This window comes from Actinomadura meyerae (genome assembly GCF_900188445.1).
Classification (GTDB): domain Bacteria; phylum Actinomycetota; class Actinomycetes; order Streptosporangiales; family Streptosporangiaceae; genus Spirillospora; species Spirillospora meyerae.
The window spans coordinates 39049-56022 of record NZ_FZOR01000028.1 but is presented as its reverse complement, the minus strand read 5'-3'; the positions used below and the strand labels follow the sequence as shown (position 1 = coordinate 56022).

Annotated in this window: 14 protein-coding genes and 1 pseudogene; 8 read left to right on the top strand and 7 right to left on the bottom strand. The window is 72.1% G+C overall.

Annotation, left to right across the window (positions count from 1 at the left end):
* Window positions 1–44 precede the first annotated feature (44 nt).
* The 3 genes from CHF16_RS25760 to CHF16_RS25750 all read left to right on the top strand — a co-directional run bounded on the left by CHF16_RS25760 (window position 45) and on the right by CHF16_RS25750 (window position 3450).
* The gene (locus tag CHF16_RS25760) at window positions 45–1142 is read left to right on the top strand and encodes a helix-turn-helix transcriptional regulator (protein WP_218826834.1); all 1098 of its coding nucleotides are present in this window, start codon (window positions 45–47) and stop codon (window positions 1140–1142) included.
* Between the two features lie 119 nt (window positions 1143–1261).
* Entirely contained in the window at window positions 1262–2545 is a 1284-nt protein-coding gene (locus tag CHF16_RS25755) for an adenylosuccinate synthase (protein WP_089328715.1), read from the top strand.
* An 80-nt stretch (window positions 2546–2625) separates the two neighbouring features.
* Window positions 2626–3450, top strand: coding sequence for a glycerophosphodiester phosphodiesterase family protein (locus tag CHF16_RS25750; RefSeq protein ID WP_089328714.1), 825 nt, complete (start codon window positions 2626–2628; stop codon window positions 3448–3450).
* A 48-nt stretch (window positions 3451–3498) separates the two neighbouring features.
* On the opposite strand, the gene CHF16_RS25745 is transcribed toward CHF16_RS25750, so the two are convergent.
* Complete coding sequence (locus CHF16_RS25745) at window positions 3499–4584, bottom strand: magnesium and cobalt transport protein CorA (RefSeq protein WP_089328713.1); 1086 nt, start codon at window positions 4582–4584, stop codon at window positions 3499–3501.
* A 391-nt stretch (window positions 4585–4975) separates the two neighbouring features.
* Here CHF16_RS25745 and purD point away from each other — a divergent pair, with 391 nt between their 5' ends.
* From purD to CHF16_RS25730, 3 genes are read left to right on the top strand one after another with little or no spacing between them, the layout of a single operon-like run.
* Window positions 4976–6235: a phosphoribosylamine--glycine ligase gene (gene purD, locus CHF16_RS25740; protein WP_089328712.1), complete on the top strand. Its 1260-nt coding sequence runs from the start codon at window positions 4976–4978 to the stop codon at window positions 6233–6235.
* Window positions 6236–6250: 15 nt separating this feature from the next.
* Window positions 6251–7561 carry an adenylosuccinate lyase gene (purB, locus tag CHF16_RS25735; protein ID WP_089328711.1) on the top strand — a complete coding sequence of 437 codons (1311 nt, stop codon included), beginning with the start codon at window positions 6251–6253 and terminating at the stop codon, window positions 7559–7561.
* Window positions 7562–7577: 16 nt separating this feature from the next.
* Window positions 7578–8360 carry an MOSC domain-containing protein gene (locus CHF16_RS25730; RefSeq protein ID WP_089328710.1) on the top strand — a complete coding sequence of 261 codons (783 nt, stop codon included), beginning with the start codon at window positions 7578–7580 and terminating at the stop codon, window positions 8358–8360.
* Window positions 8361–8409: 49 nt separating this feature from the next.
* Here CHF16_RS25730 and CHF16_RS25725 read toward each other — a convergent pair whose 3' ends face one another.
* Window positions 8410–9453 carry a suppressor of fused domain protein gene (locus CHF16_RS25725; RefSeq protein WP_089328709.1) on the bottom strand — a complete coding sequence of 348 codons (1044 nt, stop codon included), beginning with the start codon at window positions 9451–9453 and terminating at the stop codon, window positions 8410–8412.
* A gap of 276 nt (window positions 9454–9729) precedes the next feature.
* Here CHF16_RS25725 and murA point away from each other — a divergent pair, with 276 nt between their 5' ends.
* Together murA and CHF16_RS25715 are read left to right on the top strand one after the other, a co-directional pair.
* A complete protein-coding gene (murA, locus tag CHF16_RS25720; RefSeq protein WP_089328765.1) occupies window positions 9730–11016 on the top strand; it encodes a UDP-N-acetylglucosamine 1-carboxyvinyltransferase in 1287 nt (428 codons plus the stop codon).
* Between the two features lie 856 nt (window positions 11017–11872).
* Window positions 11873–13121: pseudogene (locus CHF16_RS25715) on the top strand (transcriptional regulator).
* A 59-nt stretch (window positions 13122–13180) separates the two neighbouring features.
* On the opposite strand, the gene CHF16_RS25710 reads toward CHF16_RS25715, so the two are convergent.
* From CHF16_RS25710 to CHF16_RS25690, 5 genes are all read right to left on the bottom strand, one after another.
* Window positions 13181–14095 carry an LLM class flavin-dependent oxidoreductase gene (locus tag CHF16_RS25710; RefSeq protein ID WP_089328708.1) on the bottom strand — a complete coding sequence of 305 codons (915 nt, stop codon included), beginning with the start codon at window positions 14093–14095 and terminating at the stop codon, window positions 13181–13183.
* Window positions 14096–14181: 86 nt separating this feature from the next.
* A complete protein-coding gene (locus tag CHF16_RS25705) occupies window positions 14182–14661 on the bottom strand; it encodes a MarR family winged helix-turn-helix transcriptional regulator (RefSeq protein ID WP_179271699.1) in 480 nt (159 codons plus the stop codon).
* Between the two features lie 115 nt (window positions 14662–14776).
* The gene (gene hisC, locus CHF16_RS25700) at window positions 14777–15856 is read right to left on the bottom strand and encodes a histidinol-phosphate transaminase (RefSeq protein WP_089328707.1); all 1080 of its coding nucleotides are present in this window, start codon (window positions 15854–15856) and stop codon (window positions 14777–14779) included.
* Window positions 15857–15895: 39 nt separating this feature from the next.
* Complete coding sequence (locus CHF16_RS25695; RefSeq protein WP_089328706.1) at window positions 15896–16171, bottom strand: DUF6401 family natural product biosynthesis protein; 276 nt, start codon at window positions 16169–16171, stop codon at window positions 15896–15898.
* A gap of 50 nt (window positions 16172–16221) precedes the next feature.
* Window positions 16222–16896 carry an NUDIX hydrolase gene (locus CHF16_RS25690; RefSeq protein ID WP_089328705.1) on the bottom strand — a complete coding sequence of 225 codons (675 nt, stop codon included), beginning with the start codon at window positions 16894–16896 and terminating at the stop codon, window positions 16222–16224.
* Window positions 16897–16974 lie beyond the last annotated feature (78 nt).

Below are 16974 nucleotides of genomic sequence, written 5' to 3'. Positions count from 1 at the left end.
TCTGAGGGGGTCCGGCGGCGACGCACGCCGGGCAGACTGAAGGCGTGATCGATCAGCGGGAGCGGCGGGCCCTGCTCGACGGGGCCGCACGGGCGCGGGACGCGGCGGGCCTCTTCGCGGCCGCCTCGGCGCGGCTCGGCCGGCTCGTCGGCTTCCAGGCGGCGGCCTGGTCGGCCACCGATCCCGAGACCGGACTCGTCACCGCGCCGATGCGGGTGGAGAACCTCGGGCGCGGCGAGGACTGCTTCGCCTACTGGGAGTGCGCGCTCCTGGAGGAGACGGTGCTGCCGTACCGCGAGCTGGCCCGCGCCGCCGTCCCCGCCGCCGGGCTCGCGGCGGCCACCGGCGGGCTGCCCGCGCGCAGCGCCCAGTTCCGCAGGCTCCTCGGGCGCCGGGGCGTGGGGGACGAGCTGCGCGCCGTCCTGCGCACCGGCGGGCGGCCCTGGGGCGTCGTCAGCCTGTTCCGCGAGAAGGGCCGCGAGCCCTTCGGCCCGGCCGAGATCTCCCTGGTCGCCGGGCTGTCGGCACCGCTGGCCGACCGCCTGCGGGAGCTGGCCCGGCCGGTCCCGGCGGCGGGGCCCGCCGCCCCGCAGGACCCTGGGCTCATCCTTTTCGACGCGGCCGGGACGCCCATCTCGATCAACGCCGAGGCCCGCCACCACCTCGGCCGCCTCCCGGACGGCCCGACCGTCCCGTCCCCGCTGGGCCCGCCCCTGCCGGTGTGGCTCGCCGGGACGGCCGCGCAGGCCCGCGCCGTCGCCGCCGGGCACGACCGCGGCGCGGCCCGCATCCGGATCCGCACCCGCGACGGCCAGTGGCTCGCCGTCCACGCCTCCTGCCTGGACGGCGGCCCCGGCGGCGCGCCCGGCCCCACCGCCGTGGTCGTCCAGCCCGCCACCGGCTCCGACATGGCGCCGGTCATCGCGGAGGCGTACGGGCTGTCCGCCCGCGAGCTGGAGATCACCCAGCTGCTGGCGCGCGGGCTGGCGACCGGCGACATCGCCGCCGAACTGGTCATCTCCCCGCACACCGTCCGCGACCACATCAAGGCGGTCTTCGCCAAGACGGGCGTGTCGAGCCGCGGCGAGCTGGTCGCGAAGCTGTTCGCGGAGAACTACTGGCCCCGCCGCACCGGCCGCTGACCAGCGGGGCGGATCCGGCTCCGGTTTCCTTGCGGCGCAGGTGCGGGTACGCTTTGATCGCAAGAGGCCCCTTCGCGCTTGCGGCGACCGGGGCCTTCGTCGTGGGAAGGAAAAGTGGCATGCCTGCCATCGTTCTTGTCGGTGCCCAGTGGGGAGATGAGGGCAAGGGCAAGGCAACAGACCTGCTCGGTGGGGACGTCGACTACGTCGTCCGCTACCAGGGCGGCAACAACGCGGGCCACACGGTGGTCATCGGCGACAAGAGCTACGCGCTGCACCTGCTGCCGTCCGGTGTCCTGTCGCCGGACGTCGTCCCGGTGATCGGCAACGGGGTGGTGATCGACCCGGCCGTCCTGCTCCAGGAGATCGACGGGCTGCGCGAGCGCGGCATCTCCTGCGAGCGGCTGCTGATCTCGGCGAACGCGCACCTGATCATGCCGCACCACCGCGCCCTCGACAAGGTCACCGAGCGGTACCTCGGCAAGGCCCGGATCGGCACGACCGGGCGCGGCATCGGCCCGACCTACGCCGACAAGATCAACCGGATGGGCATCCGCGTCCAGGACCTGTTCGACCCGAACATCCTCACGCAGAAGCTCGACCTGGCGCTGCGCGAGAAGAACCAGGTGCTGACGAAGGTCTACAACCGGCGCCGCATCGACACGGGCCCGATCGTCCAGGAGTACGTGACCTACGGGGAGCGGCTGAAGCCGTTCGTCGCCGACACCACGCTCGTGCTGAACAAGGCCCTGGACGACGGCAAGGTCGTCCTGCTGGAGGGCGCGCAGGGCACGCTGCTCGACATCGACCACGGCACCTACCCGTTCGTGACGTCGTCCAGCCCGACGGCGGGCGGCGCGTGCGCGGGCTCCGGCGTCGGCCCCACGAAGATCACCCGGGTGATCGGCATCCTGAAGGCGTACACGACCCGTGTCGGCTCCGGGCCGTTCCCCACCGAGCTGCTGGACGAGCAGGGCGAGTACCTGCGCAAGACCGGCGGCGAGTACGGCGTCACCACGGGCCGCGACCGCCGCTGCGGCTGGTTCGACGCGGTCATCGCCCGGTACGCGACCCGCGTCAACGGCATCACCGACTACTTCCTGACGAAGCTGGACGTGCTGTCCGGGCTGGAGCGGGTCCCGGTGTGCGTCGCCTACGACGTGGACGGCGAGCGGGTCGACGAGCTGCCCACCACCCAGACCGAGTTCCACCACGCCAAGCCCATCCTGGAGTACCTGGACGGCTGGCAGGAGGACATCACCGGCGCGAAGAAGTTCGAGGACCTGCCGGCCAACGCCCAGGCCTACGTCCGGGCCCTGGAGGAGATGTCCGGCGCCCAGATCTCCGCCATCGGCGTCGGCCCCGGCCGCGACCAGACGCTCGCGCTCCGCTCCCTTGTCTGACGTCGCTCCCTTGTGCGGCGTCGCTCCCTTGTCCGGCATTCTTCACCCCGCGTTCAGCCGCCGCCGGTAGCGTGCGATCGGTGATTTCAACCGTCGAGGTGCACGGGCACCGGGGCGCGCGCGGCCTCCGTCCGGAGAACACCCTTCCCGGTTTCGTGCACGCCCTCGACCTGGGCGTGGACGCCATCGAGCTGGACGTGGGCCTGTCAGCGGACGGCGTGGCCGTCCTGAACCACGACCAGGTCCTGTCGTCGCGCAACCTGGTGGACGGCGACCCCGCCCAGCCCGACGACCCCGACTTCCCCTACGTGGGCAAGCCGATCCGTGAGCTGACGCTGGCGCAGCTCCGCACGGTGGACGCGGGCACGCATCTGGGGATGCCCGGCACGGTCATCCCCACGCTGGCGGAGGCGTGCCTGCTGCTCGCCCCGTCGGAGACGGCCCTGTCCGTGGAACTGAAGACCGACCCCACGTGGACGGACGAAGAGGTCGAACTTTTCACCGCCGCCGTGGTGGACGTGCTGAGGTCCACGGGCATGGCCGGCCGTGCCCGGCTTCTGGCCTTCGACTGGCGGATCCTGGCCGAGGCCCGCAGCCACTACCCGGAACTGGGCCGTGTGGCGCTGATGGAGCGCAAGACCCTCGTCCAGGGCACGGCGTGGCTGGCGGGTCTGTCCCCTGCGGATCCGGTGGCCGCCGCTCTCGCGGCCGGTGCGACCGCCGTCTCGCCTGAGGACGTCATCACCACGCCCGAACTGGTGGAGCAGGCCCACGCGCTGGCTCTGCCGGTCATCGTCTGGACGGTCAACGCCCCAGACGACATGGCCCGCTTCATCGAGTACGGCGTCGACGCCATCGTCACCGACTACCCGGACCGGCTCCAGGAGGTCCTGGCGGCCGTCTAGGCAGGCTGTTCCGGCCTTGGAGTTGGCCCTAGGGCCTTGGGGGCGGCCCTAGAGCCAGCCGTTGCGGCGGAAGCCCCGGTAGAGGGACATGCAGGCCAGGCCGATGATGCCGAGGATCATCGGGTAGCCGTAGCGCCACTGGGTCTCGGGCATGAACGTGAAGTTCATCCCGTAGACCCCCGCGATGGCGGTGGGGACCATGAAGATGGCGCCCCAGGCGGAGATCTTGCGCATGTCCTTGTTGTCGGCGACGGTGACCTGGGTCATGTGCGCGTGGAGGATCGGGTTCAGCAGCTCGTCGTAGGACTCGACCTGCTCGCGGACGCGGGTGAGGTGGTCCTCGACGTCGCGCAGGTACTCCCTTATCTCGGCCGGGACGAACCGCCGCCCGGAGAGGTTGCGCAGCGGCCCGGCCAGCGGCCCCACCGCGCGCTTGAGCTGGATGACCTCGCGCTTGAGCCGGTAGATGCGCCGCGACTCGTCGGTGCGCTCCGGCGAGAAGACGGCTTCCTCTACCTCGTCGATGTCCTCCATGACGGCGTCGGCGACGCTGACGTAGCCGTCCACGACGCGGTCGGCGACGGCGTGCAGGACGGCGGCCGGGCCGAGGGCGAGCCGGGCCGGGTCGCGCTCCAGGTCGCGGCGGACGGCGCCGAGCTCGCCGTGGACGCCGTGCCGGACGGTCACCACGAAGTCGGGGCCGCAGAAGAGCATGATCTCGCCGGTGACGACGACCTCGGCGCCGCCGGGCTCGCTCGGGACGTAGCCGACGGTCTTCATGACGACGAAGTGCACGTCGTCGTAGCGCTCCAGCTTCGGCCGCTGGTGGGCGTGGATGGCGTCCTCGACGGCGAGCGGGTGCAGGCCGAAGACCTCGGCGATCTCGGCCAGCTCGGTCGCGGACGGCTCATGGAGGCCGACCCACACGAAACCGGCGCTGTCGCCGTCGGGGGTCAGCCGGCCGTCGCGGATCAGGCGGACGGCGTCGGCGACGGTGTCGGTGCAGACCCGGTGGCCGTCGATGTAGGCCGCCCAGTCGATGACGGCCGAATCGCGGTGCGGAGCCTGCACGCCGCTGGGGCGGCCGCGCGTCTTGAACAGCGCGCGGCCTGGGCGGACTCGTGTCATGGCCATGAGGTGCTCCTAACCCGCCGGCCACACGCGCGCAGCGCGCGCTCAACCCAGGCTTGTCAGCGAAGGGAGCGCGCGAAGGCGATGGCCGGGCGCCAGACGGAGGCGGACGGAAGAACAGTCCTGTGCGGACTGTGAGGGTTTTCCGGCGAACTGCAAGTATCACCAGGACTCATCCCGACCACCTCCTTTCACACACCTCGACAGCGGGCGGTCAAGCCCGTGGAAGCTTACCAGCCGACATTTAGGACGCTGCCCGTTACGGAGAGGTTCACGCGGCCCGGGTGTGACGGTCGCCTCACGCCTCCCGGCACCGCATCCACCACAACGCCCGTGGCGCCGGGTCTTATGCCCGCCCTCCCCGCGCGCGCCCGGATCTGTAAGCTCGCGTGACGTGCGAGTACTCGTCCTTGGATCGGGTGGCCGCGAGCATGCGCTCGCCCGCGCCCTGCACCGCGACCCCACCGTCACCGCCCTCCACTGCGCCCCGGGCAACCCGGGCACGGCCGAGATCGCGGACAACCACCAGCTCGACCCGTGCGACCCGACGGCGGTGACGGAACTGGCCGAGCGGCTCCGGGCCGAGCTCGTCGTCATCGGCCCCGAGGCGGTGCTCGTCGCCGGCGTGGGCGACGCGCTGCGCACGCGCGGCATCCCCTGCTTCGGCCCGGACCGCGCCGCCGCCCGCATCGAGGCGTCCAAGGCGTTCGCGAAGGAGATCATGGCGGCGGCCGGGGTGCCGACCGCCGAGGCGCGCGTCTGCGACACCGACGCGCAGGTCGAGGAGGCCCTCGACGCGTTCGGCCCGCCCTACGTCGTGAAGGACGACGGCCTCGCCGCGGGCAAGGGCGTCGTCGTCACCGACGACCGCGGCGCCGCGGCCCGGCACGCCTCCGCCTGCGAGCGCGTGGTGATCGAGGAGTTCCTGGACGGCCCCGAGGTCTCCCTGTTCGCGCTGTGCGACGGGCAGCACGCCGTCCCGCTGCTCCCCGCCCAGGACTTCAAGCGCGCCTACGACGGCGACGAGGGCCCCAACACGGGCGGGATGGGCGCCTACACGCCGCTGCCCTGGGTCTCCCCCGACCTCGTGGACGAGGTCATGGCCACGGTCGTCCAGCCCGCCGTGGACGAGATGCGCCGCCGCGAGATCCCCTACGTGGGGACCCTGTACGCGGGGCTGGCGCTGACGTCCAAGGGCGTGCGGGTCGTGGAGTTCAACGCGCGCTTCGGCGACCCGGAGACCCAGGTCGTCCTGGACCGGCTCGCCACCCCGCTCGCCACGCTGCTCCAGGCGTGCGCGATCGGCGGGCTCGACCCGGAGTTCCGTCCCGAATGGCACCCGGGCTCGGCCGTCACGGTCGTGGTCGCCGCCGAGGGCTACCCGTCCGCCCCCGTGAAGGGCGACGAGATCACCGGCCTGGACGAGGCCGCCGCGGTCGACGGCGCCTACATCCTGCACGCGGGCACGAAGCTCGGCGGCGAGGGCCGCCTGGTCGCCAACGGCGGCCGCGTGCTGAACGTGGTGGGCACCGGCCCCGACCTCGCCGCGGCCCGCGCGACCGCCTACGCGGCCGTCTCCAAGATCTCGCTGCGCGGCTCCCACCACCGCTCCGACATCGCACTGAAGGCCGCGGACGACGTCGTCCCTGGGTAATGGGACAATCGTCGGGTGATCGAGCGGTACACACTTCCGGAGATGGGGCGCGTCTGGAGCGACGCGCACAAGTACGAGCTGTGGTGCCAGGTGGAGGTCCTCGTCGTCGAGGCCCACGCCGAGGCCGGCACCATCCCGCCGGAGGTGGTCGAGCCCGTGCGGAAGGCGCCGCCGCCGACCCCGGAGGCGGTGCACGCGATCGAGGCGGTCACGCAGCATGACGTGATCGCCTTCCTGTCGGCGTGGGCGGACAACACCGAGCCCCGCGAGGCCGCCCGGTACGTCCACTTCGGCATGACGTCGTCCGACCTGCTCGACACGGCGCTCGCGCTGCAGCTCGTCGAGGCCACCGACATCCTGCTCGCCAAGGCCGACACCCTCGTCGCGACGCTGCGCGACCACGCGCTGGCGCACAGGGGCACGCTGCGCGTCGGCCGGACGCACGGCATCCACGGCGAGCCCGACGTGTGGGGCCACCGCGTCGCCGACTTCGCGTTCGCGATGGCGCGCTCGCGCGACCGGCTGCGCCGGGCCCGCGAGGCCGTCGGCGTGATGGCGATCTCGGGCGCGGTCGGCACGTACTCCAACATCGACCCCGCGATCGAGCTGCACGTGGCGCGCAGGCTCGGCCTGCGGCCGGCGGACGTGTCGACGCAGGTCGTCATGCGCGACGGCATCAGCGAGTGGGTGTCCGCGCTGGCGATCATGGCGACGGTGTGCGAGGCGATCGCGCTGGAGGTGCGGCACGGGCAGCGCACCGAGGTCCGCGAGCTGTGGGAGCCGTTCGGCAAGGGCCAGAAGGGCTCGTCGGCGATGCCGCACAAGAAGAACCCGATCATCTCCGAGCGGCTCGCCGGGATGGCCCGGATCGTGCGCGGGCAGATCGTCCCGGTGCTGGAGGGCATCCCGCTGTGGCACGAGCGCGACATCTCGCACTCCTCCACCGAGCGGATCGCGCTGCCGGACGCGTCCATCGCGCTCGACTACATACTGAACCTCACGAACCGGCTGATGTCCGGGCTCGTGGTGGACGAGGCGCGGATGAAGGAGAACCTGGAGTCGACCGGCGGCCTGATCTACACCTCGACCGTGCTGCTGGAACTGGTCGAGGCGGGTATGTCGCGGGACGACCAGGCGTACCCGCTCGTCCAGAAGGCCGCCATGGAGACCTGGGAGACGGGGACGCCGTTCCGCGAGACGCTCCGCAAGCACGCCGCGGAGGCGGGCCTGGCGCTGGACGAGAAGCGCCTGGACGAGGTCTGCCGCCCGGAGCGCTTCGTCGAGCGTCTCGGCCCGGTCTTCGACCGGCTCGCCGCACTGAGCTGAGACCAAGGAGGGGGCCTTGAAGGGGACCCTGACGGAGCTGAACGCCTACCCGCTCAAGAGCGGCGGCGGCACCGCGCTGCGCAGCGCCGAGCTGACCGCGCGCGGGCTGCCGTTCGACCGCGAGTTCATGCTCGTCGACCCCGGCGGCCGCTTCCTGTCGCAGCGGGAGTTCGCGCGGATGGCGCTGCTGAGCCCGTCCTATGACGGCGAGGTCCTGACGGTGGGCGCTCCGAACGCGGCACCGCTCGTCCACAAGGCCGCGGACGACGGGGAGGTGCTGGACGTCCGCATCCAGCGCAAGGACTGCCAGGGCATCGACCAGGGCGACGAGGCCGCGACCTGGTTCGCGGAGTTCCTCGGCGCGGAGTGCCGCCTCGTGCGCTTCACCGGCCGCAGGGAGACGTCCAGGGGCGGGGGTGAGGTCATGTTCGCCGACGGGTATCCGCTGCTGGTCATCTCCCAGGAGTCACTGGACGACCTCAACACGCGCCTGGACGAGCCCCTCCCGATGAACCGGTTCCGTCCGAGCCTCGTCGTGGAGGGCCTCGGCCCCTACGGCGAGGACGACGTGCGCTTGCTGCGCGTGGGCGAGGCCGTCATCGAGATGGTCAAGCCGTGCAACCGGTGCCTCATCACGACGACCGACCAGGAGACCGGGGAGCGCGGCCGTGAGCCGCTGCGGACGCTCGCGACCTACCGCACCGCGGAACGCGGCATCCTGTTCGGCTACAACGCCGTACCGCGCTCCCTGGGCACGCTCACGGTCGGCGACGAGGTCGAGGTCGTCGAAGCCCGCTGAGGGCTCTGCCTGAGGCCCGGCCCTCAGCCGGCGGCCTCAGCCGACCACCTCAGCCGACGACCTCGCCCGTCTCCTCGCCGTAGCGGTCCTTCATCGCGGTAGGGACGATCTCGACGGTGAGCCCGGGGAGCGCGGCGACCGCGGTCCGGCCCGCCGCGGCCGGCATCGCGGCGGTGAGGTCGTCCAGCGCGGCCGGGGGCACGTGCACCTCCAGGACGCCCTCGGCGGGCTCCGCGACGGAGAAGGCGTCGGCGGGCAGGAACGCGAGCGCCGCGTCCTCGGTGCGCAGGATCAGTTCGCGCCCGAACGGGAGGCGTCCGCGCAGCGAGTCGGCGATCGCCGGGGCCTGGAGCGCGCCGAGCCGCAGGGTCGTCGATGCGCCGTCGCGCTCCCAGGTCGCCGTGGACACGTACAGCATCCCGCCGCTGGAGCCGTCCCGCGCGATGCCCTCCTCGACGGCACGGGCGATCTCCGGGTCGGCGAGCAGCGACCGGCGGTCGATGTCGGTCACGAAGAGCGGCAGGCTCGGGGCGAGCACGCCCATCACGGCCTCGGCGTTCCACCGGCGCAGCGCCTCGTACTCGTCCAGCGCCAGCCCGACGACCTGGAGGAACTCGACGCGGCCGTGCGGGGTGGAGATCTCGCCCAGCTCCGGGTCCCGGACGAACGTCACCGCGCGGATCTCCGAGTCCTCGCGGGAGGCGGCGATCGGCCCGTTGACGTTCATGTGGTGGCCCGCCTCGAACCAGTTGCCGGACGTGAACACGTACCGGCCGAGGTTCTGCAGCAGGTTCGCCGCCCACACCGGCGGGGTCTCCTCGGCGGGGTCGCGGGCGAGCCGGAACGTGAACTCGAACCCCCAGCCCGACTCGTCGGGGTTCTCCGACTTCTTGTCGTACAGCTCGGTCATCCCGTAGGACACGAAATGCCAGTGCGGGACGGGCTCCGTGCGGGCGTAGACGCTGATCCCGTCGAGCGGATCGGGGCCGCCCAGCGACCATTTGTGGATCGTGCCGAGATGGTACGGCCGGGTGTCGCCGTAGAGCGGGCGGAGGGCGGCGTCGATGGCGTCCCAGCCGGGCGATTCGTCCATGGATGATCACGATAACCGTCCCTGCGGTGATCCGCCGCCCCTAGGCTCACCTTGGGAAATTTCCTGGGGGAGTGCGAACTTTTGGCGTGTCGCGGAGGTCTCACCTAGCAGACTGGCGCCAGGGTGGCGCGGGCCGGACGGCACATGTCCGAGCCGGTGGTTTACTGGGGTCGCGTTGGCGCAGAGGGGGGACACCGTTCGGCGCGCTCGGCCCTCGTGCTCCCACTTGATGGCAGGCACCTACCCGCACCCGAGAAGGAGTTAGGCGGCATGAGCATGGGCCACGAGGTTCGCTACCGCGTGCGCGGCGGCCGGCAGCTGCACGGCACGGTCTTCATCCAGGGGGCGAAGAACGCCGTCCTGCCGATGATCGGTGCCTCGCTGATGGCCGCCAAGGGACGGACCGTGCTGCGCAACGTCCCGATCATCGAGGACGTGCGGCGGGCGGTGGAGCTGGCCCGCGCCGTGGGAGCCAAGGCCGAGCTGCACGAGACCGAGCGCACCCTGGTCATCGACGCCTCGTCGCTGAGCAGCCCCGTCCTGCCCGCGGACATCGCCTCCCGGTTCCGCGGCTCGTTCCTGTTCGTCCCCGCGCTGCTGCACCGCCTCGGCGAGGCGGTCATCGAGGGCGTCGGCGGCTGCAACCTCGGCAGCCGCAACCTCGACTTCCACTACAACGGCTTCAAGCGGATGGGCGCCACCGTCACCGAGCAGGTGGCCGACAACGGCGACGGCATCATCCACATCAAGGCGGGCGACCTGCGCGGCGGAACGCTCTACTGCGACACCCCCTCGCACACCGGCACCGAGAACCTGATCATGGCGGCGGCGCTGGCGCACGGCACCACGCTGATCAAGAACGCGGCGCTGGAGCCCGAGGTGCTCGACAACATCGCGATCCTGCAGGCGATGGGCGCCAAGATCAGCGGCGGCGGCACCGGGTTCATCACGGTCGAGGGCGTGGACGAGCTGACCGCCGTCGAGCACACCGTGATGCCCGACCGGATCGACGCCGGCGTGTTCGTGATGGCCGCCGCGATCACCGGCGGCGAGCTGAGCCTCGTCGGCGCGACGCTGGAGCACCTCGGCGTCGCCGCCGACAAGCTGGAGCAGATGGGCGTCGAGTTCCACCAGCAGGGCGCCGTCCTGCAGGTGCGCCGCGACCGGACGCTGCGCCCGATCAACGTCATCACCGACGAGTACCCGGGCTTCGCCACCGACCTCCAGTCGCCGATCATGGCGCTGTCCTGCCTGGCCGAGGGCCCGTCCTACATCTACGAGCGGATCTTCGACGGCCGGTTCAAGCTGGCCGACGAGCTGCGCAAGATGGGCGCCGACATCGAGGTGGACGGCAACCGCGCGAAGGTCAACGGCCCGCGCCCGCTGCGCGGCGCCGAGGTCGAGGCGCACGACCTGCGCTGCGGCAGCGCGCTCGTGCTCGCGGGCCTCGCCGCCGAGGGCGAGACGACGATCACCTCCGCCTACTACCTGGACCGCGGGCACGCGCACACCGCCGAGCGGCTGTCCCAGCTCGGCGCGGAGATCGTCCGCGAGGAGGGCTAGCCCGCCGGGCCCGGAAACGGCCGAATGTGGCCCTCGCCCTGACCAACTCCGGGTCCGCACCTGACGGCACGTGTAACGCCGGTTCCGGAATTTCCGGAGCCAAGAGTTACCGGGCGACTACGCACCGCTGCCGCAGCCGACCGCACCGGCCACCGGATCAGCGTTCTGACCTGGGAAGACTTTCCAGGAGAGCGCTGAATCCGGCCGGTTCGTCACCCGGTGATAAAGCGGCGCGGATGATCATCGGGACCGGCTGGACGGATCACGCGTCTTTCGACTGCCGTCGACATCGACACGTCCGTATTTCGGCCCACGGGTAAACCAAACCGGTACCGCAGGGGTCCCTCCTGTACATGAGAGCGTCAGGAGGGGCCCTCCGCCATGTTTTCGGGTCTTGTTTTTCAACTTCGGACATCCGAAGATGCTGGATCGAGGCTGCCCGAATGGTGACAAATTACTGACCAGGGGGTCGCGTAGGTTACTTTTTCGCCGCACTCTTGATTCGATTTCGCGTCTGGGCGTCACATCTCGTCGCCTTGACCCGATCTGCCAGGCAGAGGGCCCCCGTCCGCTGGGGGGCGGGGCCCACGGGACGGGCCCGTCCGCCTTTGCGGCGGGTGGGGCCGGACGGGAAGGCGAATCGCACGGAACGCGGTGCTGGGGTCAGAAGGCAGGGGCGACAAGCCATGAGTCAACCGTTGGGCGAGACGTGCGCGGACAGCTGGCCGGGGCGGCGCCCCCGCCGAGAGGACGGATCGGAAGCGAGCGATCATCGATGACGGCGGCACGCACGGGGTCGGTCACTCCCGATCTCACGATCGGCGTCGTGGGCCCCCACGACCTCGTGGAACGGGTCATGCTGATGGGCCACGGCCCCACCCCGGTACCGAGCCGGCTGGTGGCCGCCGCGTACCGGGACGAGCAGGAGGCGGCCGACAAGGTCGTGCGGCTGGGGTCGGGCGTCGACGTCTGCCTGTTCGCCAGCCCCGTCCCCTACGACTTCGCGCGCAAGGCCGGCGTGCTCACCATGCCCGCCACGTACGTCCCGCTGAACGGCGCCGCCCTCCAGGGCGCCCTGCTGCGGGCGGCCCTCGACGAGCGCTTCGACCCCGCCCGGGTCAGCATCGACGTGCTGGGCCGCGCCGAGGTCGAGGAGGCGTACTCCGAGATCAGCCTCGGCACCGAGCAGGTGCACCTGCGCGAGGAGGCCGCCGGTCCCGGCACGCTCGCCGCGTTCCACGAGCGCCTGTGGCGGCGCGGCGCCACCACCGTCGCGATGACCTGCGTGCACGCGACGGCCGAGCGCATGGAGATGGCGGGCGTCCCGACCATCCGGGTCCGCCCCACGGGCGCCGCGATCCGCAGCTCGCTCCAGACGGCCGCGCTCCTCGGCGCGCACCACCGCCTGGAGGAGTCGCAGCTCGTCGTCGTCCTGGTCGACGTCCCGACGCTCCGCGAGACGCCCCGCCGCGTCACTCCCCGCTACTGGCGGGACGAGCTGAAGCTCGCGCTGCACCGCGTCCTGCTCCAGGAGGCGCACCGCATGAACGCGTCGGTCTGGCCGCTGGACGACCACAGCTACCTGGTCATCGCCACGCGCGGCTCCGTGACGACGTCCACCGAGGGCTTCCGCACGCCGCCCTTCGTTGAGCGCGTCCGTGAGGAACTCGGCCTCGCCATCGAGGTCGGCATCGGCATGGGCCGCACCGCCCACGAAGCGGAGAACCACGCCCGCGCCGCCTTGGCCCGTTCCCAGAGCTCCCAGCGCGCCCAGGGCTTCGCCTTGGACCGCGACGGCCGCGCCCTGGTGCCCGCGCCTCGGACGCCCCCGCGCGCCCAGCCGCAGGCGAAGCCGAAAGGTCTGGAGATCCTGGCCCGCCTGGCCGACAAGCTCGGCGACCAGGAGCAGCCCCTCATCGTGGACGCGGAGAACGCGGGCAAGATGCTCGGCGTCACTCCGCGCACGGCCCGCCGCCTCCTGCGCACCCTCGTGGAGGAGGGCCTGGCCTGGCCGCTCCCCCCCGAACCGCACCCCGCAGCCGGGCCGTCCCCGCCAGCTCTACCGCCTGATCGTGGAGAAGCTGGGCCCCGCCAAGACGACGTGACGGTGCGGGCTGATGGAACGTGACCCCGCCGTCCATCAGCCCTCACCGCACCAGACCGCTCAGCCTCTCTCCTTGGCGATCGCTTCCCGGACCGCTGGGACGATCTCGGCGCCCCAGCGCCCGAGGGACACCGCGTCCGACGTACCGCCGTCCGGGGAGAAGAGCATGAAGCCGGACGCGCCGTGCTCCAGCACCACGCCGGTCAGTTCCTCGGCCCACTGCTCGGCCGAGCCGCCGATCCAGCGGCCGCCGCCGTCCCGGGTGGCGGGCAGCGGGCGGTCGGTGATGCGTCCGGGGAAGTTGAAGACCGTGCGGACCTCGCGCGGATCGCGGCCCACCGCCGCGGCCGCCTCGTCGATGACCGGGCGGGACGTCCGGTACCGCTCGCTGAGCCAGTCGGCCGCGTGCCCGGGGAGCCAGCCGTCGGCCACCCGTCCGGTCGCGGCCAGCGACTTGCGGCCGACGGACCCGGTCCACACCGGCGGTGCGGCGGCCGGGGCCGGGGCGATCCGGTCAACACGGTAGTGGCGCCCCTCGAAGGTGACCGGCGGACCGCCGCCCGACAGCTTCTTGACCAGCGTGATCGCCTCCTCGAAGGCGTCCACGGCGTCCGCCGGGGAGAGCTTCGGCACCCCCATGTCGGCGATCCGGTCCCACAGGCCGCCGGCACCCATGCCGACGACGACGCGACCGCCGGACAGCGACGCCAGCGACGTCACCGTCCGCGCCAGCATGGGCGCGGGACGGGTCGGCAGGTTCGTCACGTTGGCGAAGCCCGCGATGCGCTCCGTCCGCCCGAGCAGGAACCCGACCGTCGCGTACGCGTCGAGCCGCTCGCCGAGGTAGGGGTGGTCGGACAGCGAGAACAGGTCCAGCCCGTCCCGGTCCGCCCGCTCGACCAGGCTCAGCAGCTCGGGCTGATCACCGAAGGTGCTGTGCGCGCCGAAACCGAAGACAACGTCCTGTGCGTTCATGCCACGCCTTCCGCGAGCTTGAGTTCGTAGTACGAACCGTAACAGTTCGCCCTACGAACAACAAGCCCGCGAGCGCTGGAACGGCATCAGCTCGGGCGGCCGGCGACCCCTTCGTCCGGTTCCTTGAAGACCAGCGGGGCCTCGTTGTCGAGGACGACCCGCCCCAGCAGGCGGGCGAGCGTCTCGCGCTCCCGCGCGCTGAGGCCCGCCGGCAGCTCGTCGATCCGACGGCAGGTCTCGGCGTAGAACTCCTCGACCAGCTTCGCGCCGCGCTCGGTCAGCGCGACCCGCACCGCCCGCGTGTCCCGCGGGTCGGCCTCCCGCCTGACCAGCCCGTTCCGCTCCGTGCGGTCCACGAGACCGGTGAGGCTCGACTTCGCCAGCCGCAGCATCGCACCCAGCTCGCTCATGCCGTACGAGCGCGACATCAGCACGCAGAGCAGCTGCCCCTGCTGCGGAGTCAGCCCGTACTCCCGGCCCGACTCGGCGTACACCGCATTCACCAGGAACGAGGACCGCACGAGCGCGGCCACGACCCCGATCCGCCCATCACCCTGCTCAGCCACAGGGCAAGAGTAACACCGAGCGGCCTCTATAATTCGCGCAACGAACTACGCGGACGCCCGGTCCGCACGCGCGAACGCCGCCGCCCTCCGATGCGGGGGCGGCGGCCGTGCGTCGCTAGTTGCGGTGCGGGAACGCCTTGGCGACGGCCAGGAAGGCGTCGTTCTCCTCCGGCGAGCCGATGGAGACCCGGGCGCCCTCGCCGTCGAACGGGCGGACGCTCACGCCCTGGGCGTCGCAGGCGGCGGAGAACTCCATGGTCCGGTCGCCGAGGCGCAGCCAGACGAAGTTCGCCTCGGTCGGCGGGACCGTCCAGCCGTCGGCGAGCAGGGCGCTGCGGACGCGGTCGCGCTCCTTCACCGTGCCCTCGACCCGCTCCATCAGCTCCTCGGTAGCCCTCAGCGACGCGACGCCGGCGGCCTGGGCGACGGAGTTCACGCTGAACGGCAGGAACGTCTTGCGGATCGCGCCCGCCACCTCCGGGTGCGCGACGAGGTAGCCGATGCGCAGGCCCGCGAGCCCGTACGCCTTGGAGAACGTGCGGAGGACGGCGAGGTTCGGGCGGTCGCCGCGCAGCGTGAGGCCGTCCGGCACCTCGTCGTCGCGGATGTACTCCCGGTACGCCTCGTCCAGCACCACCAGGCAGTCGGCGGGGACGCGGTCGAGGAACGCCTCCAGCTCGGCGCGCCGCACGACCGTACCGGTCGGGTTGTTCGGATTGCAGACGAAGATCAGCCGGGTGTGCTCGGTGATCGCGTCGGCCATCGCCTCCAGGTGGTGGGTCTCGTCCTTCAGCGGCACCTGGACGCCCGTCGCGCCCGACAGCGACACGAGCAGCGGGTACGCCTCGAACGACCGCCACGCGTAGACGACCTCGGCGCCCGGCTCGGCGACGGCCTCCAGCATCATCTGCGTCATCCCGACCGAGCCGCAGCCGACCGCGACATGGTCGGCGGGGACGCCGCAGAACGCCGCGATCTCCTCGGTCAGCGCGGTCGCGTTGTTGTCGGGGTAGCGGTTGACGTTCCGCGCCGCCTCGGCGATCGCGTCCACGACCGACGGCAGCGGGCCGTGCGGCGACTCGTTGGACGACAGCTTGTACGAGCGGCCCTCGGGCGACACCACGACCTTGCCGGGCTTGTAAGCCACGAACCGGTCGAGGACGGAGCGGAAGCGCGGAGTGGTTGCCTCGGACACCGTTGTCCTCCAGATTGCACAGGGGTGATGCCCCTCAGCCTACGCAGCGTCCCTCATCATCCAGCAAACGGCCACGATCCGAACGAACTCCCAGTCGCCGGGGTCGTGCGGCCACCAGCCCCGGTTGAAGGCGTCCTCCGCGAACTCCGTCAGGTACCCCATCAGCTCGTCCGGGCCGGGGGCGCCCAGCTCGTCGCGGAGCGCGGCCACGTGCTGGTCGACGGCGGCCGCGAGGCCCGGGGAGCCGGCCATCTCCTCGACACCGGCGTCCCCGATGTCGCGGACGAGCAGGCCGAGCGCTTCGTCACCGTTCATAGAGGCCGAAAATAGCAACCGCCGCCCGGTGCGTGCGACGTCGCCCCAGGTCAAACCCCCGGACGCAGCATCGGCGGGCGGAGCTGCCGGGCGTCGCCGCGCCGGTACAGCCGGGCGGGGCGGCCGCCGTCGCGGGTCGTGGTGCGGTCGGTCGGGATGAGGAACCGGTCGGCGCCGGTGACCTTCCGGTGGAAGTTCCGCGGGTCGAGGCTGGTGCCCCACACGATCTCGTAGACGCGGCGCAGCTCCGCCACGGTGAACTCGGGCGGGCAGAACGCCGCGGCGAGCGAGGTGTACTCCAGCTTCGCCCGCGCCCGCTCCATCCCGTCGCACAGGATGCGCCGGTGGTCGAACGCGGCCTGGTCGTGGTGGAGGAGGTCGTCCACGGCCGTCCACAGCACCTGGGCCCGGCTGGACGCGGGCAGGTCGGGCGCCAGCCCCAGGTAGGCGACGCTCACGACCCGCTGCCGGGGGTCGCGGTCGGGGTAGCCGTAGGTGGCGAGCTGCTCCAGGTGGATGCGCACGTCCGCGAGCCCGGCCCGCTCCGCCATCAGCCGGGACGCGGCGACCGGCAGGTCCTCGTCGAGCTGGATGAAACCGCCCGGCAGCGACCACGCCCCGTCGTAGGGCGCCCGGTCGCGCCGCCACATCAGCGCGCACAGGCGCTGCTCCCGCACGGTGAGCACGACAAGATCGACGGTGACGGCGAGCCGCGGCACGGACATGGTTGGGAGTCTATTGGGGGGGCGGCCCCACAATCTGCCGGTTACGGGCCGGGAGCCCAACGCGAGAAGGCCCGGCGG